This window comes from Pseudomonas orientalis (genome assembly GCF_022807995.1).
Classification (GTDB): Bacteria; Pseudomonadota; Gammaproteobacteria; order Pseudomonadales; family Pseudomonadaceae; genus Aquipseudomonas; species Aquipseudomonas orientalis_B.
The window spans coordinates 2,305,437-2,324,874 of record NZ_CP094351.1 but is presented as its reverse complement, the minus strand read 5'-3'; the positions used below and the strand labels follow the sequence as shown (position 1 = coordinate 2,324,874).

Annotated in this window: 6 protein-coding genes; 2 read left to right on the top strand and 4 right to left on the bottom strand. The window is 63.1% G+C overall.

The genetic code is table 11. The annotated features are described in order from the left end of the window. Position 1: 1 nt before the first annotated feature. Positions 2-14,038 carry a non-ribosomal peptide synthase/polyketide synthase gene (locus tag MRY17_RS10390; protein WP_243353700.1) on the bottom strand — a complete coding sequence of 4,679 codons (14,037 nt, stop codon included), beginning with the start codon at positions 14,036-14,038 and terminating at the stop codon, positions 2-4. 209 nt (positions 14,039-14,247) lie between these two features. On the opposite strand from MRY17_RS10390, the gene MRY17_RS10385 reads away from it, so the two are divergent. Both MRY17_RS10385 and MRY17_RS10380 read left to right on the top strand, forming a co-directional pair. Further along, positions 14,248-14,499, top strand: a complete 252-nt coding sequence (locus MRY17_RS10385; RefSeq protein ID WP_057722035.1) for a type II toxin-antitoxin system HicA family toxin — start codon at positions 14,248-14,250, stop codon at positions 14,497-14,499. Then, entirely contained in the window at positions 14,496-14,849 is a 354-nt protein-coding gene (locus MRY17_RS10380) for a type II toxin-antitoxin system HicB family antitoxin (RefSeq protein WP_065884693.1), read from the top strand. The genes MRY17_RS10385 and MRY17_RS10380 overlap by 4 nt, the downstream gene beginning before the upstream one ends. Here MRY17_RS10380 and MRY17_RS10375 read toward each other — a convergent pair. The 3 genes from MRY17_RS10375 to MRY17_RS10365 all read right to left on the bottom strand — a co-directional run bounded on the left by MRY17_RS10375 (position 14,828) and on the right by MRY17_RS10365 (position 19,341). Continuing rightward, positions 14,828-16,021 (bottom strand): MFS transporter, encoded by a 1,194-nt coding sequence (locus MRY17_RS10375; RefSeq protein ID WP_243353699.1) that lies wholly within the window; start codon positions 16,019-16,021, stop codon positions 14,828-14,830. The two genes, MRY17_RS10380 and MRY17_RS10375, sit on opposite strands and share 22 nt — an antisense overlap. Positions 16,022-16,061: 40 nt before the next feature. Next, the gene (locus MRY17_RS10370) at positions 16,062-17,417 is read right to left on the bottom strand and encodes an MATE family efflux transporter (RefSeq protein WP_191953472.1); all 1,356 of its coding nucleotides are present in this window, start codon (positions 17,415-17,417) and stop codon (positions 16,062-16,064) included. Positions 17,418-17,772: 355 nt separating this feature from the next. Beyond that, positions 17,773-19,341, bottom strand: coding sequence for a hypothetical protein (locus MRY17_RS10365; RefSeq protein ID WP_243353698.1), 1,569 nt, complete (start codon positions 19,339-19,341; stop codon positions 17,773-17,775). Positions 19,342-19,438: the final 97 nt, after the last annotated feature.

Genomic DNA, 19,438 nt, shown 5'->3' with positions numbered 1-19,438 from the left:
TTCAAATCGCCTCTAGTTCGCTCAAAAAGTCACGAAGATCATCAAAATCTTCCACGCTGCCGGCGCGGAAGGTGGCTGCGGCCTGTACGTAGGCATGCAGCGATTCGGTCTGGAACAGTTCCATCAGCGGTACGTCCAGGCCCAGCTCGCCCTGCACCCGCGAGGTGATCTGGATGGCCAGCAGGGAGTGCCCGCCGACTTCGAAGAAGTTGTCGTTCAGGCCCACTTGCGCCAGGTGCAGTACGTCGGACCAGATCGCGGCGATCTGTTGTTCCAGTTCGGTTTGCGGCGCCACGTACCGTTGTTGCATCTGGCTGGCGTCCGGCAGCGGCAGGCCCTTGCGGTCGAGTTTGCCGTTGGGGGTCAGCGGCATGTGCGCGAGGAACACGAAGTGCGCCGGAACCATGTAGTCCGGCAGGCCGGTTTTCAGGGCGCGACGCAGGGTGTCGCGGAATTCGGCCTGGTCGGCCAGCGTGGCATCGGCCGGCACCACATAGGCCACCAACTGCTTGCCGGTGGGGCCGTCCTGGGCCACCACCACGGTTTCACCGACGCTGTCCTGTTCGCGCAGGCGCGCTTCGATTTCGCCCAACTCGATACGAAAGCCACGGATCTTGACCTGATGGTCGACACGCCCCAGGTAGTCCACCACGCCATCCGCACGCCCACGGGTCAGGTCGCCGCTGCGATACACACGGCTGCCGGGCTTGCCGAACGGGTCCGGCACGAAACGTTCGGCGGTCAGCGCCGGACGCTCCAGGTAGCCCCGCGCCACGCCCTCGCCGCCCAGGTACAACTCGCCGGCCACGCCGATGGGTTGCAGGTTGAGCTGCGCATCCAGCACGTAGCCGCTGCGGTTGCCGAGCAAGGTGCCGATGGGCGCATACACCGCGCCACACGGGTCGCCTTTGCGCGCCTTCCACAGCAGCGGCGTGACCACGGTTTCAGTCGGGCCATAACCGTTGAACAGGTAGGTCGGTTTCAGCGCGCGCCAGGCCAGGTCGTAGCTGGCCTGGGCCACGGCATCACCGCCGAAGCAGTACACCCGCACCGCCGGTGGATTGCCGTCGCGCTCGGCATGTTCGGCCAGTTGTTGCAGGTACACCGGCGGGAACACTGCCATGGTCACGTTGTGCCGGTGCATTTGCTCATAGGTGTATTCCGGCAGCCACAAGCTGTCGTCGCGGATCAGCACGCTGGCGCCGTTGATCAACGGGTGCATCCAACCTTCATGGGCGCCGTCGAAGGCGAACGACATGAAGTGCAGTTCGCAATCGGCCGGGCGGGTTTCATAGCGCTCGCCGGTGGCAATGATGTGCGCCACCAGTGGCCCGTGGGACACCGCCACGCCCTTGGGCATGCCGGTGGAACCGGAGGTGTAGATCACGTAAGCGAGGTTGTCGCCGTCGAGGGCGACGTTCGGCGCGCTGTCACTGCCGTGCGCCCATTGCTCGCTGCAGTCAATCGCCAGGGTCTCAAGCCCATCGGGCACCGGCAACTGCGCCAGGGCGTGGGTATGGCTGAGCAGCAATTGCGCGCGGCTGTCCTGCATCATGTACAGCAGGCGATCACGCGGGTATTCGATATCCAGCGGCACGTACACGCCACCGGCCTTCAGCACGGCGAGGAAGGCCACCATGATCTCGGCGCTGCGCGGCATGGCGATGGCCACGCGCACTTCCGGGCCGACACCACGGGCAATCAGCGCGTGGGCCAGGCGGTTGGCCCGAGTGTCAAGTTCAGCGTAACTGAGGGTTTGCGCATCGAACTTAACCGCCACCGCATCCGGGGTTTCCCGCGCACGGTCGGCCACGAGCTCATGCACCAGCCGCTGGGACGGGTAGCCGGCATCGGTGCAGTTCCACAGTTGCAGGATGTGCTGCTGCTCATCCTGATCCAACACGCGCAACTGGCCGATGGCTTGAGTCCGATCGGCAACCATCGCCTGCAACAGGTTCTGCCAATGCGCGGCCATGCGCGCGATGGTGGCAGGCGCGAACAGGTCGGTGGCATAGCTCAGGGAGGCATGCAGCGCCGTCGGGCTTTCTTCCACATCCAGCGCCAGGTCGAACTGGGCCACGCCGTCATCCCAGTTCAGGACTTCGATGTGCAGGTCAGCAAGCTGCTGCAACTGACGCTCGGCGGACGTTACGCGATGATTGAACAGCACCTGGAACAAGGGGCTCAGGCTGAGGCTGCGCTCCGGTTGCAAAGCTTGCACCAGTTGCTCGAATGGCAGGTCCTGATGGGACTGGGCGTCCAGTGAACGCTGGCGCACCTGGCGCAGCAGCTGCTCGACGCTCATCTGCCCGTCAAGGTCGGCCCTGAGCACCTGGGTGTTGACGAAGAAACCAATCAAACCTTCGGTTTCCAGGCGGTTGCGGTTGGCAACCGGCACGCCGACGCGTACGTCTTCCTGGCCACTGTAGCGATGCAACAGCGCCTGGTAGGACGCCAACAGCACCATCGGCAAGGTGACGCCGGCGTTGCGGGCCAGGGTGCGCAGGCCTTCGAGCAGACTGGGCGCCAACTCGATGCCCAGACGCGCACCGCGATGGCTTGGCAGCGCCGGGCGCGGGAAGTCGAACGGCAGCTCCAGCACTGGCTGCTCACCGCCCAACTGCTCACGCCAGTAGGCCAGTTGACGCGTTTGCTCGCCGGCCTCCATCCAGTTGCGCTGCCATACGGCATAGTCGGCATACTGGATCGGCAATGCCGGCAGGTCGGGGGTTTGATCCTGGCTGAACGCGGCATACAGCTGCACCAGTTCTTCGACCATCAGTTGCATCGACCAGCCATCGGAGACGATGTGGTGTTGCACCAGCACCAGCACATGGTCGTCCTCGGCCAGGCGCAACAACGTGACCCGCAACAGCGGCCCGCGCAGTAGGTCGAAGGGACGTGCGACCTCGGCAGCGACGGTGGCCTTGAGGTCGGCGTAGTCGCAGGCGCCCCGGCCGATCTCGATCCGGCCCAACGCTTCGATGACCTGCACCGCGCCCGTGGCCTCCTGGCGCAGGTGAGTGCGCAGGCTTTCATGGCGCGCCAGCAAGGCGTCAAAGCTGCGTTGCAGTGCGGCCTGGTCCAACGGGCCGTGCAGACGCAAGGCGCTGGGGATGTGGTACGCCGTGCTGTGCGGGTCCAGTTGCCACAGGAACCATTGGCGCTCCTGGGCATAGGACAACGGCAAGGGTTGCGTACGGTCGGCCTTGAGCAGCGCAGGGGCAGTGCTGCCCTCCTCGCCCAGAGCGCGCACGAAATCGCCCAGCAGGGGCTGCTCGAACAGGGTCTTGAGCGCGACCTCCAGCGCCAATGCCTGACGTACCCGCGACACCACCCGCGTCGCCAGCAGGGAATGCCCGCCCAGCTCGAAGAAGTGATCGTCGAGACCGACCTGCGGCACCTCCAGCACCTCGGCCCAGATCGCCGCGACCTGTTGTTCGCGTGCGGTGGCGGGCGCCAGGTGGCCCTTGTGCAACTGACCGGCATCCACCTTGGGCAAGGCCTTGCGGTCGAGCTTGCCGTTGGGGGTCAGCGGCAGGCGTTCGAGTACAAGCAGGTGCGTCGGCACCATGTAGTCCGGCAGCCGCTCGCGCAGCGCGGCTTTGCAGGCCTGTGAATCCACCGCAGTGGTGGTCACCAGGTAGGCGATCAAGCGATCGTTGTCCGCCAGCACTACCGCTTCACGCACGCCTGGATACTCACGCAGGCTGGCTTCGATTTCACCCAGCTCGATACGGAAGCCGCGCACCTTGACCTGATGGTCGACGCGGCCGATGTACTCGACCACGCCATCCTCGCGGTAACGCGCCAGATCGCCGGTGCGGTACAGGCGTGCGCCCGGCGCACCAAACGGGTCCGGTACAAAGCGCTCGGCAGTGAGCGCCGGCCGCGCGTGATAACCGCGCGCCAGGCCGACGCCGCCGATCAGCAGCTCACCGGCCGCGCCTTGCGGGCATGGGGTGAGCCCGGCATTGAGGATGAACAGCGAAGTATTGGCGATGGGCCGTCCGACAAAAGGCTGCGCCTCGTGCAAACGATGGGCCGCCGACCAGATGGTGGTTTCCGTCGGCCCGTAGAGGTTCCACACCGGGCCTTGCAGATCGAGCAGGCGCCGGGCCAGGTCAGCCGGCAGCGCTTCGCCGCCGCACAGGCACTGGATACCGCGCAGCAGGTGCGCGCGCGGGCTGTCGAGCAGCATGCGCCAGGTCGATGGCGTGGCCTGCAGCACACTGGCCACCTGGTTGTGAGCCAGGTCGAGGATGGCTTCCGGGTCCAGAGCCATGGCCTGTTCGCTCAGCAGCACCGTCGCGCCGACACTCAGCGGTACGTACAACTCCAGGGCGAAGATGTCGAATGAGAACGTGGTCAACGACAACAGGCGCGCATCGCCGTCGATGGACAACGTATCGGCCATGCCACAGGTAAAGCTGCACAACGCCTGGTGCCGCACCATCACGCCTTTGGGCGTGCCGGTGGAGCCGGAGGTGTAGATGGCGTAGGCCAGGTGCTCCGGCGTAACGTCCACCTGCGGAGTGTGTGAGTCACCGTCGCAGTCGTCGGTCAGCAGCACTTGCAGATCCTGAGGCTGTGCTAGACGACCGCGCAAATGCGCCTGGGTCAGCAGCACCCGGGCATTGCTGTCTTCGAGCATGAACGCCAGGCGCTCGGCCGGGAACTGCGGGTCGAGCGGCACGTAGGCGCCGCCGGCCTTGAGGGTCGCCAACAGGGCGACCACCATGTCCAGCGAGCGCTCCACATGCACCGCCACCAGCACGTCGGGCGCGACGCCCGCTGCGATCAAGCGGTGCGCCAGGCGATTGGCCCGGCGGTTGAGTTCGGCGTAGCTCAGGCTGTCGCCATTGAAGCGCAGTGCAACGGCGTCCGGCCGGGCGAGCGCCTGCGCCTCGAACAACTGATGCACGCAGTGCTCGTGCGGGTAGTCGGCGGGCGTGTGGTTCCAGTCTTCAATCATTTGCTGCCATTGCGGCGCACTGAGCATCGCCAGTTCGTCGAGGGGTTGTGACGCATCGCGCACCACCGCACGCAGCAGGTTATGCCAATGCCCGGCCAGGCGTTCCAGGGTCGCCGGCTCGAACAGGTCGGTGGCGTACGTCAGCGACGCCCAAAGGCCATCGGCGGACTCTTCGGTTTCCAGGTTCAGGTCGAACTGGGTGGTGTGAGCGGCCCAGTCCAGCGCCTGCAATGCCAGGCCCGGCACACGCATGGGGCCTGCGCGCAGGTTGTCCTGATGGTTGAACATCACCTGGAACAGTGGGTTATGGCTGAGGCTGCGCTCGGGCTGCAAGGCTTCCACCAATTGCTCAAACGGCAGGTCCTGATGCGCCTGGGCTTCGAGGGCGCGCTGCTTGACCTGGGCCAGCAACTGCTCGAAAGGCATTTGCCCGTGCAATTGGGCCTGCATGACCTCGGTGTTGACGAAGAAACCCACCAGCCGTTCGGTTTCCAGGCGCGTGCGGTTGGCGATCGGCACGCCGACACGGATCTCTGACTGACCGCTGTAGCGATGCAGCAAGGTCTGGAACGAGGCCAGCAACAGCATGAACAAGGTCACGTCCTGACGCCGGGCCAACGCCTTGAGTTCGCCCACCAGCGCGCTGTCCAGATGGATCTGCCGACGCGCGCCCCGATGGCTTTGCACTGCCGGGCGCGGATGGTCCAGTGGCAGTTCCAGCACCGGGTGTTCACTGCCCAGGCGCGCGCACCAGTAAGCGAGCTGGCGCTGTTTTTCCCCGGCCGCCATCCAGTCACGCTGCCATTGGGCATAGTCGGCGTACTGAACCGGCAAGGCCGGCAATGCGCCGTCGCCCTGATAGAGCGCCACCAGCTCATCGACCATCACCTGCATCGACCAACCGTCGGAGATGATGTGATGCTGGGTGATCACCAGCACATGATGCTGCGCCGACACTTCCAGTAATTTGACCCGCATCAGCGGGCCACTGCGCAGGTCGAAGGGGCGCTGGATTTCCTCGGCCACCGCCTGTTCGATCGCCGCCACATCGACGCGCTGGCGCTCGATGGTCACTGCCAGGGCTGGATGGATGACCTGCAGGGTCTGCTCGCCCTGCTCCACGAAAGTGGTGCGCAGCGGCTCATGGCGTTGTACCAGGGCTTGAAACGCGTGCTCCAGCGCGGCGATGTCCAGCTGACCGCGCAGGTGCAAGGCGGTGGGCACGTGATAGGCGGCGCTGGCGGGGGCCAGTTGCCAGAGGAACCATTGGCGTTCCTGAGCGAAGGACAACGCCAGCGGCTGGTCGCGTTCCAGCGCCACCAACGGCTGCTCTGTGCTCACTTGCAACGCTGCACAGACGTCAGCAAACGCGTGCAGGGTCGGCTGTTCGAACAGTGCGCGCAATGGCACTTCCAGGTTGAGCGCATGCCGTGCCCGGGAGATCACCTGGGTGGCCAGCAACGAGTGGCCGCCGCGCTCGAAGAAATGGTCCTCCAGGCCGACCTTTTCAACTTGCAACACCGCCTGCCAGATCGCCGCCAACTGGATCTGCAGCGGGGTTCGGGGCGCCACGTAAGCCTGGGCGTGCAGGTTAAGGTCCGGCGCCGGCAATGCGCGGCGGTCGAGCTTGCCGCTGTTGTTCAGTGGCAAGGCATCGAGCACCACCCACTGCCCGGGCACCATGTAGTCCGGCAGCGACTGACGCAAACGGGCCGCCAGCGCCTGTGTCTCGAGGGCGATGCCCTCAGCGGGCACCACGTACGCCACCAACTGCATGCCCGTGGCACTCGGCAGTGCGAGTACTGCCGCTTCACGCACCTGCTGCAAGGCTTGCAGGCCGGCCTCGATTTCGCCCATTTCAATACGCAAACCGCGAATCTTCACCTGATGGTCGATACGCCCGACGTACTCCAGCGCACCCGCCTCGTTGTAACGGGCCAGGTCGCCACTGCGATACAACCGCGCGCCGGGGACTGCGGAAAACGGGTCGGGCAGGAACCGCTCGGCGGTCAGCGCCGGGCGGTCGAAATAGCCCTGGGCCAGACCGGCCTCGGCGCCGATGCACAACTCACCCACGCCATCGGTCGCCAGCAGTTCGAAACCGCTGTCGAGCACATAGAGCGAGCGCCCCTCAATTGCACGCCCGATCGGCACACCGAACGCGTCGCCGGCATCCTCCAGTTGGCACGCATGCACGCTGGACACCACGGTCGCCTCGGTCGGCCCATACGTGTTGACCAGCCGCACACCGCCCAACCCGGCGGCATGCCAGGCGCGCAGGCCTTCTACGGACATTGCTTCACCGCCCACATGCACCTGGCGCAGTTGGCCCAGGGAGCGGCGGTCCATGGCGCATTCCTTGGCCAGCAGGTACCAGTAGGCGGCAGGCAAGTCGGCCAGGGTCACGCCCTGTTCAACGATCTCCCGCGCCAGTTGCCCGGCGTCCCACAGTTCATCGCCACGCATGATCAGCGCCGCACCCACGCACAGCGGTGGGTAGCACTGCTCGACAAAGCCATCGAAGCTGAAGGTCGCGAACTGCAGCACACGGTCCTCTGCGCTCAACTGGCTGTACACCACGGCGCTGTCGCAGAACTGGCCGAGGGCGGCATGGTCGATGGCCACGCCTTTGGGCTGCCCGGTGGAGCCAGAGGTGTAGATCACGTAGGCCAGGTCCGCCGCCGCCGCGTGAGTGGGCGGATTGGTTGCCGGATAGCCGGCCAGTTCGTCACCCGTGGTGCTGAAGTCGACACGGGTCAGCCCGGCCGGCAACGGCACATCGGTCAGCAAGCCGGTTTCGCTGAGCAGCAGGTCCAGGCGACTGTCCGCGAGCATGTAGGCCAGGCGTTCGGCCGGGTATTTCGGGTCCAGCGGCACATACGCCGCGCCGCTCTTGAGCACCGCCAGCAGGCTGACGATCAGTTGCGGACCGCGTCGCGACGCCAGGCCCACGCGCTGGCCGGGGCCGACGCCCAGTGCCAGCAGGCGATGGGCCAGGCGGTTGGCCCGAGCGTTGAGTTGGGCGTAGCTCAAGCGTTGGCTGCCGGCCTGCACCGCCAGTGCGTCCGGCGTGGCCTGGGCCTGGGCAGCGATGCGCTCATGGGCGTTTTCATTACGTCGGGCGATGGCGGGCAACTGGCTGAGGGCAAGCATGTCGCGCTGCGCGATGGCGTCGAGCAGGCGCAGATTGCCCAGGGGGATGTGCGCGTCTGCCAGCAGTTGCGTCAGCAGATGGTGCAGGTTGTCGCCCAGCCGCGTGACCTGAGTCTGGCTGAATTGCGCGCGGTCGTAGCTGAACTCCAGGCGCAGGCCGGTGCCCAGTTCGATGCCAAGGGTCAATGGGTAATGGGTGCGCTCATGGTTATGCATCGGCCCGAAGGTCAGGCTGGCCGGCGCGCCTTGTTTCAGGGCTTCGGCCACCGGGAAATTTTCAAACACCAGCAGCGTATCGAACAGCGCGGCGCCTTGCTGGCCGGCCCAGCTCTGGATGTCGTAGAGCGGCACATGCTCGTGATCGCGCAGGCTGAGGTTCAGCGCCTGCAACTGGCTGAGCCAGCTGACGGCGGATTGCGCCGGCGAAGCGGCGCTGATGATCGGCAAGGTATTGATGAACAGGCCCAACTGCTGCTCGATGCCCGGCAGTGGCGCCGAACGCCCGGCCACGGTGGCGCCGAAGGCCACGCAAGCCTGCCCGGTGTAGCGTTGCAGCAGCAGGCTCCAGGCGCCCTGAAACAGGGTGTTGAGGGTCACTTTATGCTGGCGGGCGAACTCGCCGAGGGTGTGGGTGAAGTCATTGCCCAACACGAGCTGATGCTCTGCAGTCCCCGCACCGTCAACCGGCGCGCGCAGCGCTTGAGCCAGCAGGGTCGGCGCCTGCAACGGCGCCAGCTCGGCTTTCCAGAAGGCTTCGCCGTTGCCTTGCTGTTGCAGCCAGCCCAGGTAATCACGAAATTGCCCGAGCGGTGCGGGCACGGCTTGGCCGGCATAATGGGCAAGCACTTCGCCGAGCAATTGAGCATTGCTCCAGCCATCCATGAGGATGTGGTGGCTGGTGAAAACCAGGTGCCAGGTGGCCCCTGCGCCACGCACCAGCATCAGGCGAAACAGCGGTGCGCTGCTGAGTTCGAAACCGCATTCACGCTCGGCATCGGCCAGGGCATCGAGATCGGCACTCGGGTCTTCAACTACTTGCAGCTGCAGGTCGACCTGGCGCTGAATCACTTGATGCGCGCTGTTCAGGCCCTGCCAATGGAAGCTGCTGCGCAGGATGTCGTGACGGTCCAGCGCGGCCTGCCAGGCGCGCCCGAACGCGAGCAGATCGAGGCCGTCGATGTCCAGGCGCAACTGGTTGATATAGGCCTGGGCCTCGGGCTCCAACAACGTGTGGAACAGCATGCCCTGCTGCATCGGCGACAGCGGATAAAAGTCCGCGATGGCCGGCCCGGCCACCGGCAATGCATCAAGCTGCGCCTGGGTGACGCGTGCCAGAGGGAAATCCGAGGGCGTGACCTGCCCGGCCGGTGTGGCACAGCAATGCTCGATCAGGGCCTTGAGTTCAGCGGCGTATTCATCCGCCAAGCGCTGGATGGTCGAGGTGTCGAACATTTCGCGACTGAAGCCCCACTGCAATGCCAGCTCACCGCCATACACCTGCCCTTCCACCGTCAGCCAGTTGGCCAGCGGCGCCTCGGGGTCCTGAGCCTGGCCACTGCCCTCGCCGGCCGGTACGAACAGCGCCGATTCATCGAACTGACGGTCAAACTGCCCCAGATAGTTGAAGGTGATGCGTGGCGCGGCCAGCCCGGCCAGGGACTCGCGGGCTTGCGGCGTGCCAAGGTAGCGCAGCAGGCCATAACCCAGGCCCTTGTCGGGAACGGCGCGCAGTTGCTCCTTGACCGCCTTGATCGCACCGGACAGCTCGCCATCGGCCTGCAGGCGCAACGGGAACAGGCTGGTAAACCAGCCGACGGTGCGGGTCAGGTCGATGCCATCGAACAGGTCTTCGCGGCCATGACCCTCCAGTTGGATCAGCGCGGCAGGTTGAGCGCTCCAACGGCTGACCACCCGCGCCAGGGCGGTCAGCAACAGGTCATTGACCTGGGTGCGATAGGCTGCCGGCGCCTCTTGCAGCAATCGGCGTGTGTACTCGGCATCCAGGCGCGTTTCAAGCTTGGCGCCCACGCGATTTTGCAGGCCTCCCTCGGGGTGATCACACGGCAACTCGGCATCGATGGATTGCGCCTGCCAGTACGGCAGTTGGTGATCGAGGGCCTGCGCGCGGTCTTGCAGGCGCTGCGCCCAGTGCTGGTAGGCGCTGGTCTTCGCCGGCAATGTCTGTTCGCGATAAGCCTGTTGCAGGTCTTCCAGCAGGATGCGCCAGGACATGCCGTCCACCACCAGATGGTGCACCACCAACAGCAAGCGCTGGGTACCGTCGGCCATGTCGACCAGGGCGGCGCGCAGCAGCGGGCCCTGCTCCAGGTCCAGGCTGCGCTGGGCCTCATCGCACAGCGCGGCCAATTCGGCGTCGCTGCCGGCACGGGCCTGCCACAACACCGATGCGCCGACCTGCGCGGCGTGATGCTGTTGCCAACCCTCGGCCTGCGCCACGAAGCGCAGGCGCAGGGCATCGTGATGCTGGACCAATTGCATCACGGCCGCGTCGAGCCGAGCGAACTCCAGCGTTTCACGCGGCGTCAGCAGCAATGACTGGTTCCAATGGTGACGCGCCGGGATCGCCTGGGCGAAAAAGTCCTGCTGCACCGGCGTGAGAATGACCTCGCCACTGACCGGGCCTTGATCAATAGCATTCAGCTCGTCGACGCTCGCCACCAGCGCCAGGCTGCGCAGGCTCTGGTACTGGAACAGGTCGCGCGGACTCAGGCGAATGCCGGCCTGACGGGCCCGGCTGACCACCTGGATGGAGATGATCGAATCGCCGCCCAGCTCGAAAAAGTTATCGTCCAGGCCCACAGCCTCGATGCCTAACACGTCGCTCCAGATCGCGGCCAAGGCGTGTTGCAGGGCGTTTTGCGGAGCGGCAAAAGCCTGCTGCGGCGCAGCGTCCGGCACTGGCAGCGCCTTGCGATCGAGCTTGCCGTTGGCGGTCACCGGCAGCTTGGCCAGGGTGATGAAATGGGTCGGGACCATGTATTCCGGCAGGCTGCCGAGCAGCCATGCCTTGAGGTCGCCGGGGGCGTCGCGTTCAAGGACCAGATAAGCCACCAGTTGCTTGCCGCCGTGCACCACGACCACCGCTTCGCGCACCTGCGGGTGCTGCATCAGGCGCGTTTCGATCTCGCCCAGTTCGATGCGCAAGCCACGCAGCTTGACCTGGTGGTCGAGGCGACCGAGGTATTCGATCACCCCATCGGCGCGCTGACGCACACGATCGCCGGTTCGGTACAGGCGCTCGCCGGCCACGAACGGGTTCGGCACAAAGCGCTCGGCGGTCAGCGCCGGACGACGATGGTAGCTGCGCGCCAGACCAGTGCCGCCCAGGTACAGCTCACCCGCAACACCCGCCGGTACCGGGTTGAGTTGGGCATCGAGCACGTAGGTGCCGAGGTTGGCGATCGGCCGGCCGATGGGCACGCTGTCGGCGCCTTCGTCGATGCAGGTCCAATGGGTGACGTCGATGGCGGCTTCGGTCGGGCCGTAGAGGTTGTACAAGGCCGCATTCGCCAGCTTGGCGAACACCTGAAGCTGCGCATCCAACGGCAAGGCTTCGCCGCTGCAGACAATCCGCTTGAGGCTGGCGCAGGCGTCCACGCCCGGCTCATGGATGAACGCCTGCAACATGGACGGCACGAAATGCACGGTGGTAATGGCGTGCCGGTTGATCGTCTCGATCAGGCGTGCCGGCTCACGGTGCTCGCCCGGGGCGGCGACCACCAGGCGCGCGCCGGTCATCAGCGGCCAGAAAAACTCCCACACCGAAACGTCGAAGCTGAACGGCGTTTTCTGCAGCACTGCATCGCTGGCATCGAGTGCGTAGGCCTGCTGCATCCAGCACAGACGGTTGACCAGCGCGCGATGGCTGTTACCGGCGCCCTTGGGCTTGCCGGTGGAGCCGGAGGTGTAGATCACATAGGCCAGGTTCAGCCCGTGGAGGGTGACGTTCGGGGACTCGGTGCTGTAGGCGTCGAGCCAGTTGGCCGGCTGATCCAGGGCAATCACCTGGATGCCTGCGGTCGGCAGTCGCGCCAACAGGTTTTGCTGGCTGAGCAGCAGCTCGATGCCGCTGTCTTCGATCATGTAGGCCAGGCGCTCCCCAGGGTATTCCGGGTCCAGCGGGACGTAGGCACCGCCGGCCTTGAGAATGGCCAACAGGCCCACGACCATGTCGATGGAACGCTCGGCACAGATCCCCACCAATACGTCCGGGGCGACGCCTCGCTCGCGTAATACATAGGCTAATTGGTTGGCGCGCGCGTCAAGCCGGGCATAGGTCAGGCTGACCTCACCGAATACCAGCGCCGGCGCATCCGGCGTGCGTTGGGCCTGATCTTCAATCAGATGATGGATCGCGCGCTCGGTCGGGTACGCCGTGGCCGTCTGGTTCCAGGCCTTGACCAGCTCCTGCTGCTCGTCAGCGTCCAGCATCGGCAACTCGCCGATGCGCTGTTCACCGTCCGCCACCATTGCGTGCAACAGGCTGATCCAGTGTCGGGCCATGCGCTGGATGGAAGGCGCATCGAACAGGTCGTTGGCGTACGTCAACGCGGCATGCAAGGTGCCTGACTTTTCATAGGTGTCGAGGGTAAGGTCGAACTGCGTGGTACGGCCTTGCCATTCCACCAGCGCCAATTCCAGACCGGAGGCGGTGCTGACGGAGGCGATATCCGCCACCACCGGTTGATGGTTGTACATCACCTGGAACAGCGGCGTATGGCTCAGGCTACGCTCGACTTTCAAGGCCTCGACCAGGCGCTCGAAAGGCAATTCCTGATGAGCCTGGGCACCCAGGGCATGTTCCTTGATGCCTTGCAGCAATTCGGCGACGCGGGTTTGTCCGGTCAGTTCGGTGCGCAGCACCTGGGTGTTGACGAAGAAACCGATCAGCCCTTCGACTTCAGTGCGGTTGCGGTTGGCGATAGGCACACCGACACGGATATCGCCCTGCCCGGTGTAACGGTGCAACAGCACATTGAACGCGCCGAGCAGCAGCATGAACAAGGTGACATTATGCTTTTGCGCGCACGTGCGCAGTTGCGTGGCCAGCGCCGGGTCGACCTCGAAGGTGTGGCGTGTGCCCTGGTAGCTGGGCATGGCCGGGCGTGGGCGGTCGGTCGGCAGCTCCAGCACCGGATGCTCATCGCCCAGGCGCGCCTGCCAGTACTCCAGCTGGCGCGCCTGCTCGCCGGCTTCCAGCCAGCGGCGCTGCCAGAGGGCATAGTCGCTGTACTGGATCGGCAGCGCAGGCAGTTGCGGCGCCGCGTTGCGCTCATGGGCGTCATAGAAACGGATGAATTCGTCAATCAACACATTCATCGACCAACCGTCGGAGACGATGTGGTGCAAGGTCAGCAGCAACACGTGCTCGTGTGCATCGAGCTTGAGCAGTTGCACGCGCAGCAGCGGACCGTGCTCCAGGTCGAACGGCAACAGCGACTGACGCGTTGCCGCCGCGTCGACTGCCTGCTCACGGTCAGCGGATGCCAAGGTACTGAGGTCCAGGCGCTCGATAAACCCTGACGGTTCAATTGGAACCTGAACCAGACGCTCATCCGCTTGCCGCTGAAACACCGTGCGCAAGGTTTCGTGGCGCGCCACCAGGCTGGCGAACGCCTGGTCCAGGGCGTCCAGGCTCAGCGCACCCTTCAAGCGTACAGCGCCGGGCAGGTTATAGGCGCCACTGGCCGGATCCAATTGCCACAGAAACCACATGCGTTGCTGCGCGTAGGACAGCGCCTGGCGATCCTCGGCCTCCACTCCTGCCGGAATCGGAAACCTTGAAAAATCCACGCCTTCTTTCTGCAGGGCCTGCAGGAACACTTGGCGTTTTTCCAGGGGCAACCCGATAAACCGGCGAGCAAGTTTCAAGGAGTCTTCAGCATTCATTTGTTGGAGTCCGGAGCAATAGGCAGGAAGCACAAAGGCACGTCGTCCCTATAAAACGAACCGGAGAGGGAAAAATTAGCGCGGAATGGGGGGCTGCAGGCGAGATGTCATCAAGGGTTACATCAATCTCGGGAAAGCCACACCAGGCCGAGCTAGCATTGACGTACACCACTTTTTGCAACTACATTTAGTTACACGCAGGGAACGCCGTGTCCAAAAATGAAAAGCTGCTCGCCAAACTGCTCAATGAGCACATGGCATTCACCTGGTCCGAGCTCGTAACGTTGTTGCGCCGACTGGGCTACACACAGATTGAAGGGGCTGGAAGCCGGGTCAAATTCGATATCGGCGACCCCAGTGCACTGATTACCCTGCACAAGCCTCACCCCGGCAACGAACTGAAACACTACATTCGGCGCCAAATCATCGAACAATTGAAATCAGGAGAACTGATTCAGTGAACAACCAGCTCAAACACAAAGGCTACATCGGCTCCATCGAAGCCAGCCTCGAAGACAACTGCCTGTTCGGCAAAATCCTGTTCATCAAGGCGTTGGTGAGCTACGAAGGCAAAACCGTCGCCGAGTTGGACGCGGCTTTCAAGGAGGCGGTGGACGATTACCTGGCAACCTGCCAAGCCCTCGGGCAAACGCCGGAAAAGCCTTGCAAGGGCTCCTTCAACGTACGCGTGGGCCATGATCTGCATTTGGCGGCAGCGCTGGCGGCGACCCGTAAGAAGGTGACGTTGAACGACCTGACCCGCCAGGCGCTGAATGAGTTTTTACAACATCATTGCCCTGCGATTGGCTGACTGCCCAACCGCCGATACCCCAGCACGGCCGAACCCAACACCACCAACCCCGCCGCCAGCGCCACCCAGAACCCGCTGGCGGCGCCGGAGTGGTCGATCATCCAGCCAGAGCTTGCGGCGCCGATGGCCACACCGATGCTCAGACCGGTGATCAGCCAGGTCATGCCTTCGGTGAGGCGGCTCGGCGGGACCACCTGCTCCACCAGCGCCATGGACACGATCAGGGTTGGGGCGAAGAACAGGCCGGAGATAAAGATCGCCACGGCCAGGCCCGGAATATCGGTCACCCACAGCAACGGCAACGTGGTCAATGCCGTGGCCACGCCGCAGAACAGAAACTGTCGGGGCAACGAAGCCTTGAGCTTGAGCGTGCCGAAAGCCAGGCCGGCCAGGCAGGAACCGATGGCGTACACCGACAGCACGATACTCGCCGCTGCCGGTTGGCCCTGATGCTGGGCAAAGGCGACGCTGACCACATCCACCACCCCGACGATGACACCCATGGCCAGCAACAGGGTCATCAGGATCAGCACCGACGGCGAGGCGATCAGCCAGAGCCCATGGTGGTCGTGGTGTGGATGCACCGGCGGTTCGGTCTCGCGTTGCAGCACAAAAGTAGTCACGCCCACCGCCAGCAACAGTGCAGCCACCAAAGGCCCGGCCTCGGCAAACAGCACCACGCTCAGACCGACCGAAATGGGCGGGCCGATGATGAAGCACACCTCATCGAGCACCGACTCCAGCGCGAACGCGGTTTGCAGCCTGGGCTGGCCGCGGTACAACTCGGTCCAGCGCGCCCGCACCATGGCGGACATGTTGGGCATGCAGCCAGCCAGGGCGGCGAACAGGAACAACGTCCAGTTCGGCGCCTGCAAACGCGTGCACAGCAGCACCATCAATAACGCGCCGCCACCGATCAGGGCGGCGATGGGCAGCACCCTGCCCTGGCCATAGCGGTCCACCAGACGCGACACCTGCGGTGCGCAAAACGCCGTGGCCAACGCGAATACCGCCGCCACCGAACCCGCCAAGCCGTAGCCGCCATGCACCTGCGAGAGCATGATGATCAGGCCGATACCCGTCATGGAGATCGGCATGCGTGCCAGCATGCCCGCCAGGACAAAAGCGCGAGCGCCGGGAACCTGGAACAACGCGGCGTAGGGATTTGCCATTGATCAAGCGCCTTCTGTCCTTAGGTGGGGCAACCTTGTATCACACCAGCCGCTTGATCTGCTTATGCCGCCACACCAACCGGTAATAGGCCGTCTGCAACACCAGCATCGCCAGGTAAGTCACCGGAAACGCCATCCACACCCCTTCCAGGCCAAAGTGCGCATTGAACAGGTACGCCACCGGCAATTCCACGCACAGCACACAGAAAATCGAAATGGCGACCGGCATCAACACCACGCCGCTGGCGCGCATGATCCCGCCAATCACGGCCTGGAAGCCAAACACCAGGATGCTCCACAGCATGATGTGCAACAGGTGCTCGGCGTTGACGCGCGCGGTGGCGTCGGTGATGAACAGCCCCAGCAACCAGTGCGACAACCCGTAGCCGAGCACGATCAGGCCACCGGTGAGACCGGTGTTGATCAGCAATCCGGTGCGCAGGATCGGCCCGATGCGTTCCAGGCGCCCGGCGCCAATCGCCTGCGCCCCCAGGATCGAGGCGGTGATGGCAATCGACAGCGCCGGAAACTGCACGTAATTGACGATCTGCGTCACCGCACCGTACGCCGCCGTTGCCTGGGAACCATGGCCGTTGACCAGCGCCAGGATGACCAGCTCCGACAGTGACAACACCACCATCTGCAGACCGGTGGGCAGGCCGATGCGCAGGACCTTGCCGAGTATCACCCGGTCCAGGCGCAAGGCGGCGAGCATGGCGCGATCCGGCGCCATCACATGATTCTTGTGGCGCAGGCGCAGAATCAGGAACAGCATCGCCAACGCATTACCCGCCAGCCCCGCGTACGCCGCACTCTGGATACCCATGGGCGGCAGGCCGATCCAACCGCGGATCAGCGCCGGCGTCAGCACCAAGCCCACCAGCGTCGACACCATCAGCGCCAGCAACGGCGAAACCGTGTCGCTGACGCCTCGCAGCAGCTGGGTATAGAGAATAAATACCAGCAGCAGCGGCATGATCAGCATCATTACCTGGGCGTAGCCCACCGCATCATCCAGCACATCAACAGGGGTTCCCAAGGCCTGCAACGCGGGGCGGGCAAACAGCCCCCCCAGTAAGGCTGCGAGCAAGCCAATCAGTGCGCCAAGGGTCAACGTGGCGCCAGTGATCGCCTTGACCAGCCCCGTCTCCCGCGCGCCCCAGGCCTGGCCGATCAACACCGAGGCGCCAGCACCCAGGCCAATCACCAGAGCAATGAAAAAAAACACGATGGGAAACATGCCCGACACCGCTGCCAGCGCGTGGGTGCCGAGCATCTGCCCGACGTAGATACCGTTGAGGGTGCCGGAAAAGCTCTGCAGGAAATTGGACAGCACCATCGGTGCCAGAAATAACAGGTAGATCTGCCACAGCGGCCGTTGTTGAGTAACTTGCATGGGGACTCGAATTTCCGGGATAAGAATCAGGCGGTAAAAGCATGCAAGACAGCCAGGCCAGGTAAGTTTGCATGTCCTGCGAACGATGCGCCATCTCGCTCGATGATCAACCACCGCGACAGAAGCCCATTCATGCCTGGCGTACGCCGCCGATCGCCCGCATGATTGATACTATCACCAACATACGCACCGCAGCCCATGAAGCTCCAATCGCCGCAGCTTAAAAAAACCGGTGCGCATACACCGTGACAGGTGCTGTAAAGCGCCGAACGCGGCATCATGCGAGGGTGATCCGGCGGCATCCAGCGGCCGCCGACCACGGTCAAGTCAGTTGATACCGACTGCAATCAGGCGTTCATTTTGTCTGGTCGAGCATGTATTCAAGGTTGTCCATATCAAAACGCTCATCCCGTTTACCATTGAACAGTCCCCAACAGGACACCCCAACATCCGTCTTATCCGCCAGATCGACACGTTTTAGAAACTCTTTTGCATATTCACGCGCTTCATCAGCGAAGGTGCGTGTCGACGGAATTTCGCCCGCAGCCTCTCGCAATTCATTGAAATTAACATAGGCATCATCCTTCCCTGCCGTGTACTCATGAAAATATTTCTTTATACCCTTCAATACATCGTGATCAGTTGAGCCGCTATAATCTGTTGCAAACCCACCCAGATCCGAACGAGAGATCAGGCCATCAAGTTTGCCGCTGGAGCCTCGGTCCAGTTTTTTAAAGAAACCACCTCGACTCATAAAGTTTTCAGCAATCTCTTGCTCTTCCAAAGTAGCCCTACTTCCGTCCGGTCGGAAACCCGATGCGACTGAACGAAGCGAGTTATCGGATATATAACCCGGTGTGGCGGGATCTTCCAGCACGCCGAAGTAGGGCAATACTTTTGTGGAAAAGTCCTCATCGCTATCGTAGGCATAACGATTATTCTTGATCGTCGTAACTTCCTGAAGGGGACCATTATTATAATATGGCTGCTGAGCCATGGTTTCTTCATACGACGGTGGCTGCTGTGGAAAAACCTGCCCATACGACTGAGGCGGAAAATCATTAAGCCCTGAATACATGGACGGTTGGTAAGCCCCTCGTCCAACAGGAAATTGTTGCCCAGTCGAGAAGTCGGGCGCACCATTGAAATGCTCAGCCACCCCCTGCGCATCAGAGAAACTGATAAGGCCATCCTGTTGACCGTTTTGTGTCTTCGAGTCCAACATGAATCTCATTAGCGGACTGCTCATGATTGCCTGGGCTAGCCAGATCATCTTGTCGGTAAAAGGATCATTTGTCATAGGGCAATAGGCGATAGCCGCAATGTTGTCCATTGACACGAACCCATCGGCGTTCTGAAAATAACTGAAGTTGTCTTTAAAATCAGAGGCCATTTTAAAATAAGGCAGCCCTGCAGGCTCAGGCTGACCGCTGAACCCTTGAGGTGCTATCGAAAGATTCTGCACAGGATTCATCAGGCCGCGGTTCGCGTTCCCCACCGCGTTATTGACGCTACGGGGTGCGCCTGCAAAGCGATTATCCGTGGGAGGCTTCTTATTCGAGTTGGAGGCGATCTCATGGTCAATACCTTTAAGACTAATCTTCCCATCAGCGGGCCCTTTGTACTCACCGTCTACTTTATCCAAACGATAGTTGAGTGAGCCGCGACTGGTAATCTCACGCGCTAACATTGTCATCGCGTCATCGACTGGATTACCGGTCGGTACCGGACGATTCGCTATTTCGCGTAATTTTGCCTGGGACACCAAGCCATCTTTAGGTTCAAAGTAGTCGAAGTTACTGGCAAAGAGCGCTGCGATCTCTGCATCTGACTTTGCCTTGTACTCGTTTTCTGGTGAAACGCTCGGTGCCTGCGAGTAAACCCCAACCTGCGAATAGAGTTGCCTGTTACTTATATCTGTCATATCACGATCCCAAGTCCGGAAACTGAAATACCCACGTGTCGGTCCTGGAAAAGCCATCCGCGACCCACGTGCCATATGTGGCCCGCTGGAATCGGGC

Bases quoted from the DNA above. Each gene is read 5' to 3' on its own strand.
- MRY17_RS10390 (WP_243353700.1), bottom strand. From the start codon at position 14,038: ATGAATGCTGAAGACTCCTTGAAACTTGCTCGCCGGTTTATCGGGTTG.
- MRY17_RS10375 (WP_243353699.1), bottom strand. From the start codon at position 16,021: ATGGCAAATCCCTACGCCGCGTTGTTCCAGGTTCCCGGCGCTCGCGCT.
- MRY17_RS10370 (WP_191953472.1), bottom strand. From the start codon at position 17,417: ATGCAAGTTACTCAACAACGGCCGCTGTGGCAGATCTACCTGTTATTT.
- MRY17_RS10365 (WP_243353698.1), bottom strand. From the start codon at position 19,341: ATGACAGATATAAGTAACAGGCAACTCTATTCGCAGGTTGGGGTTTAC.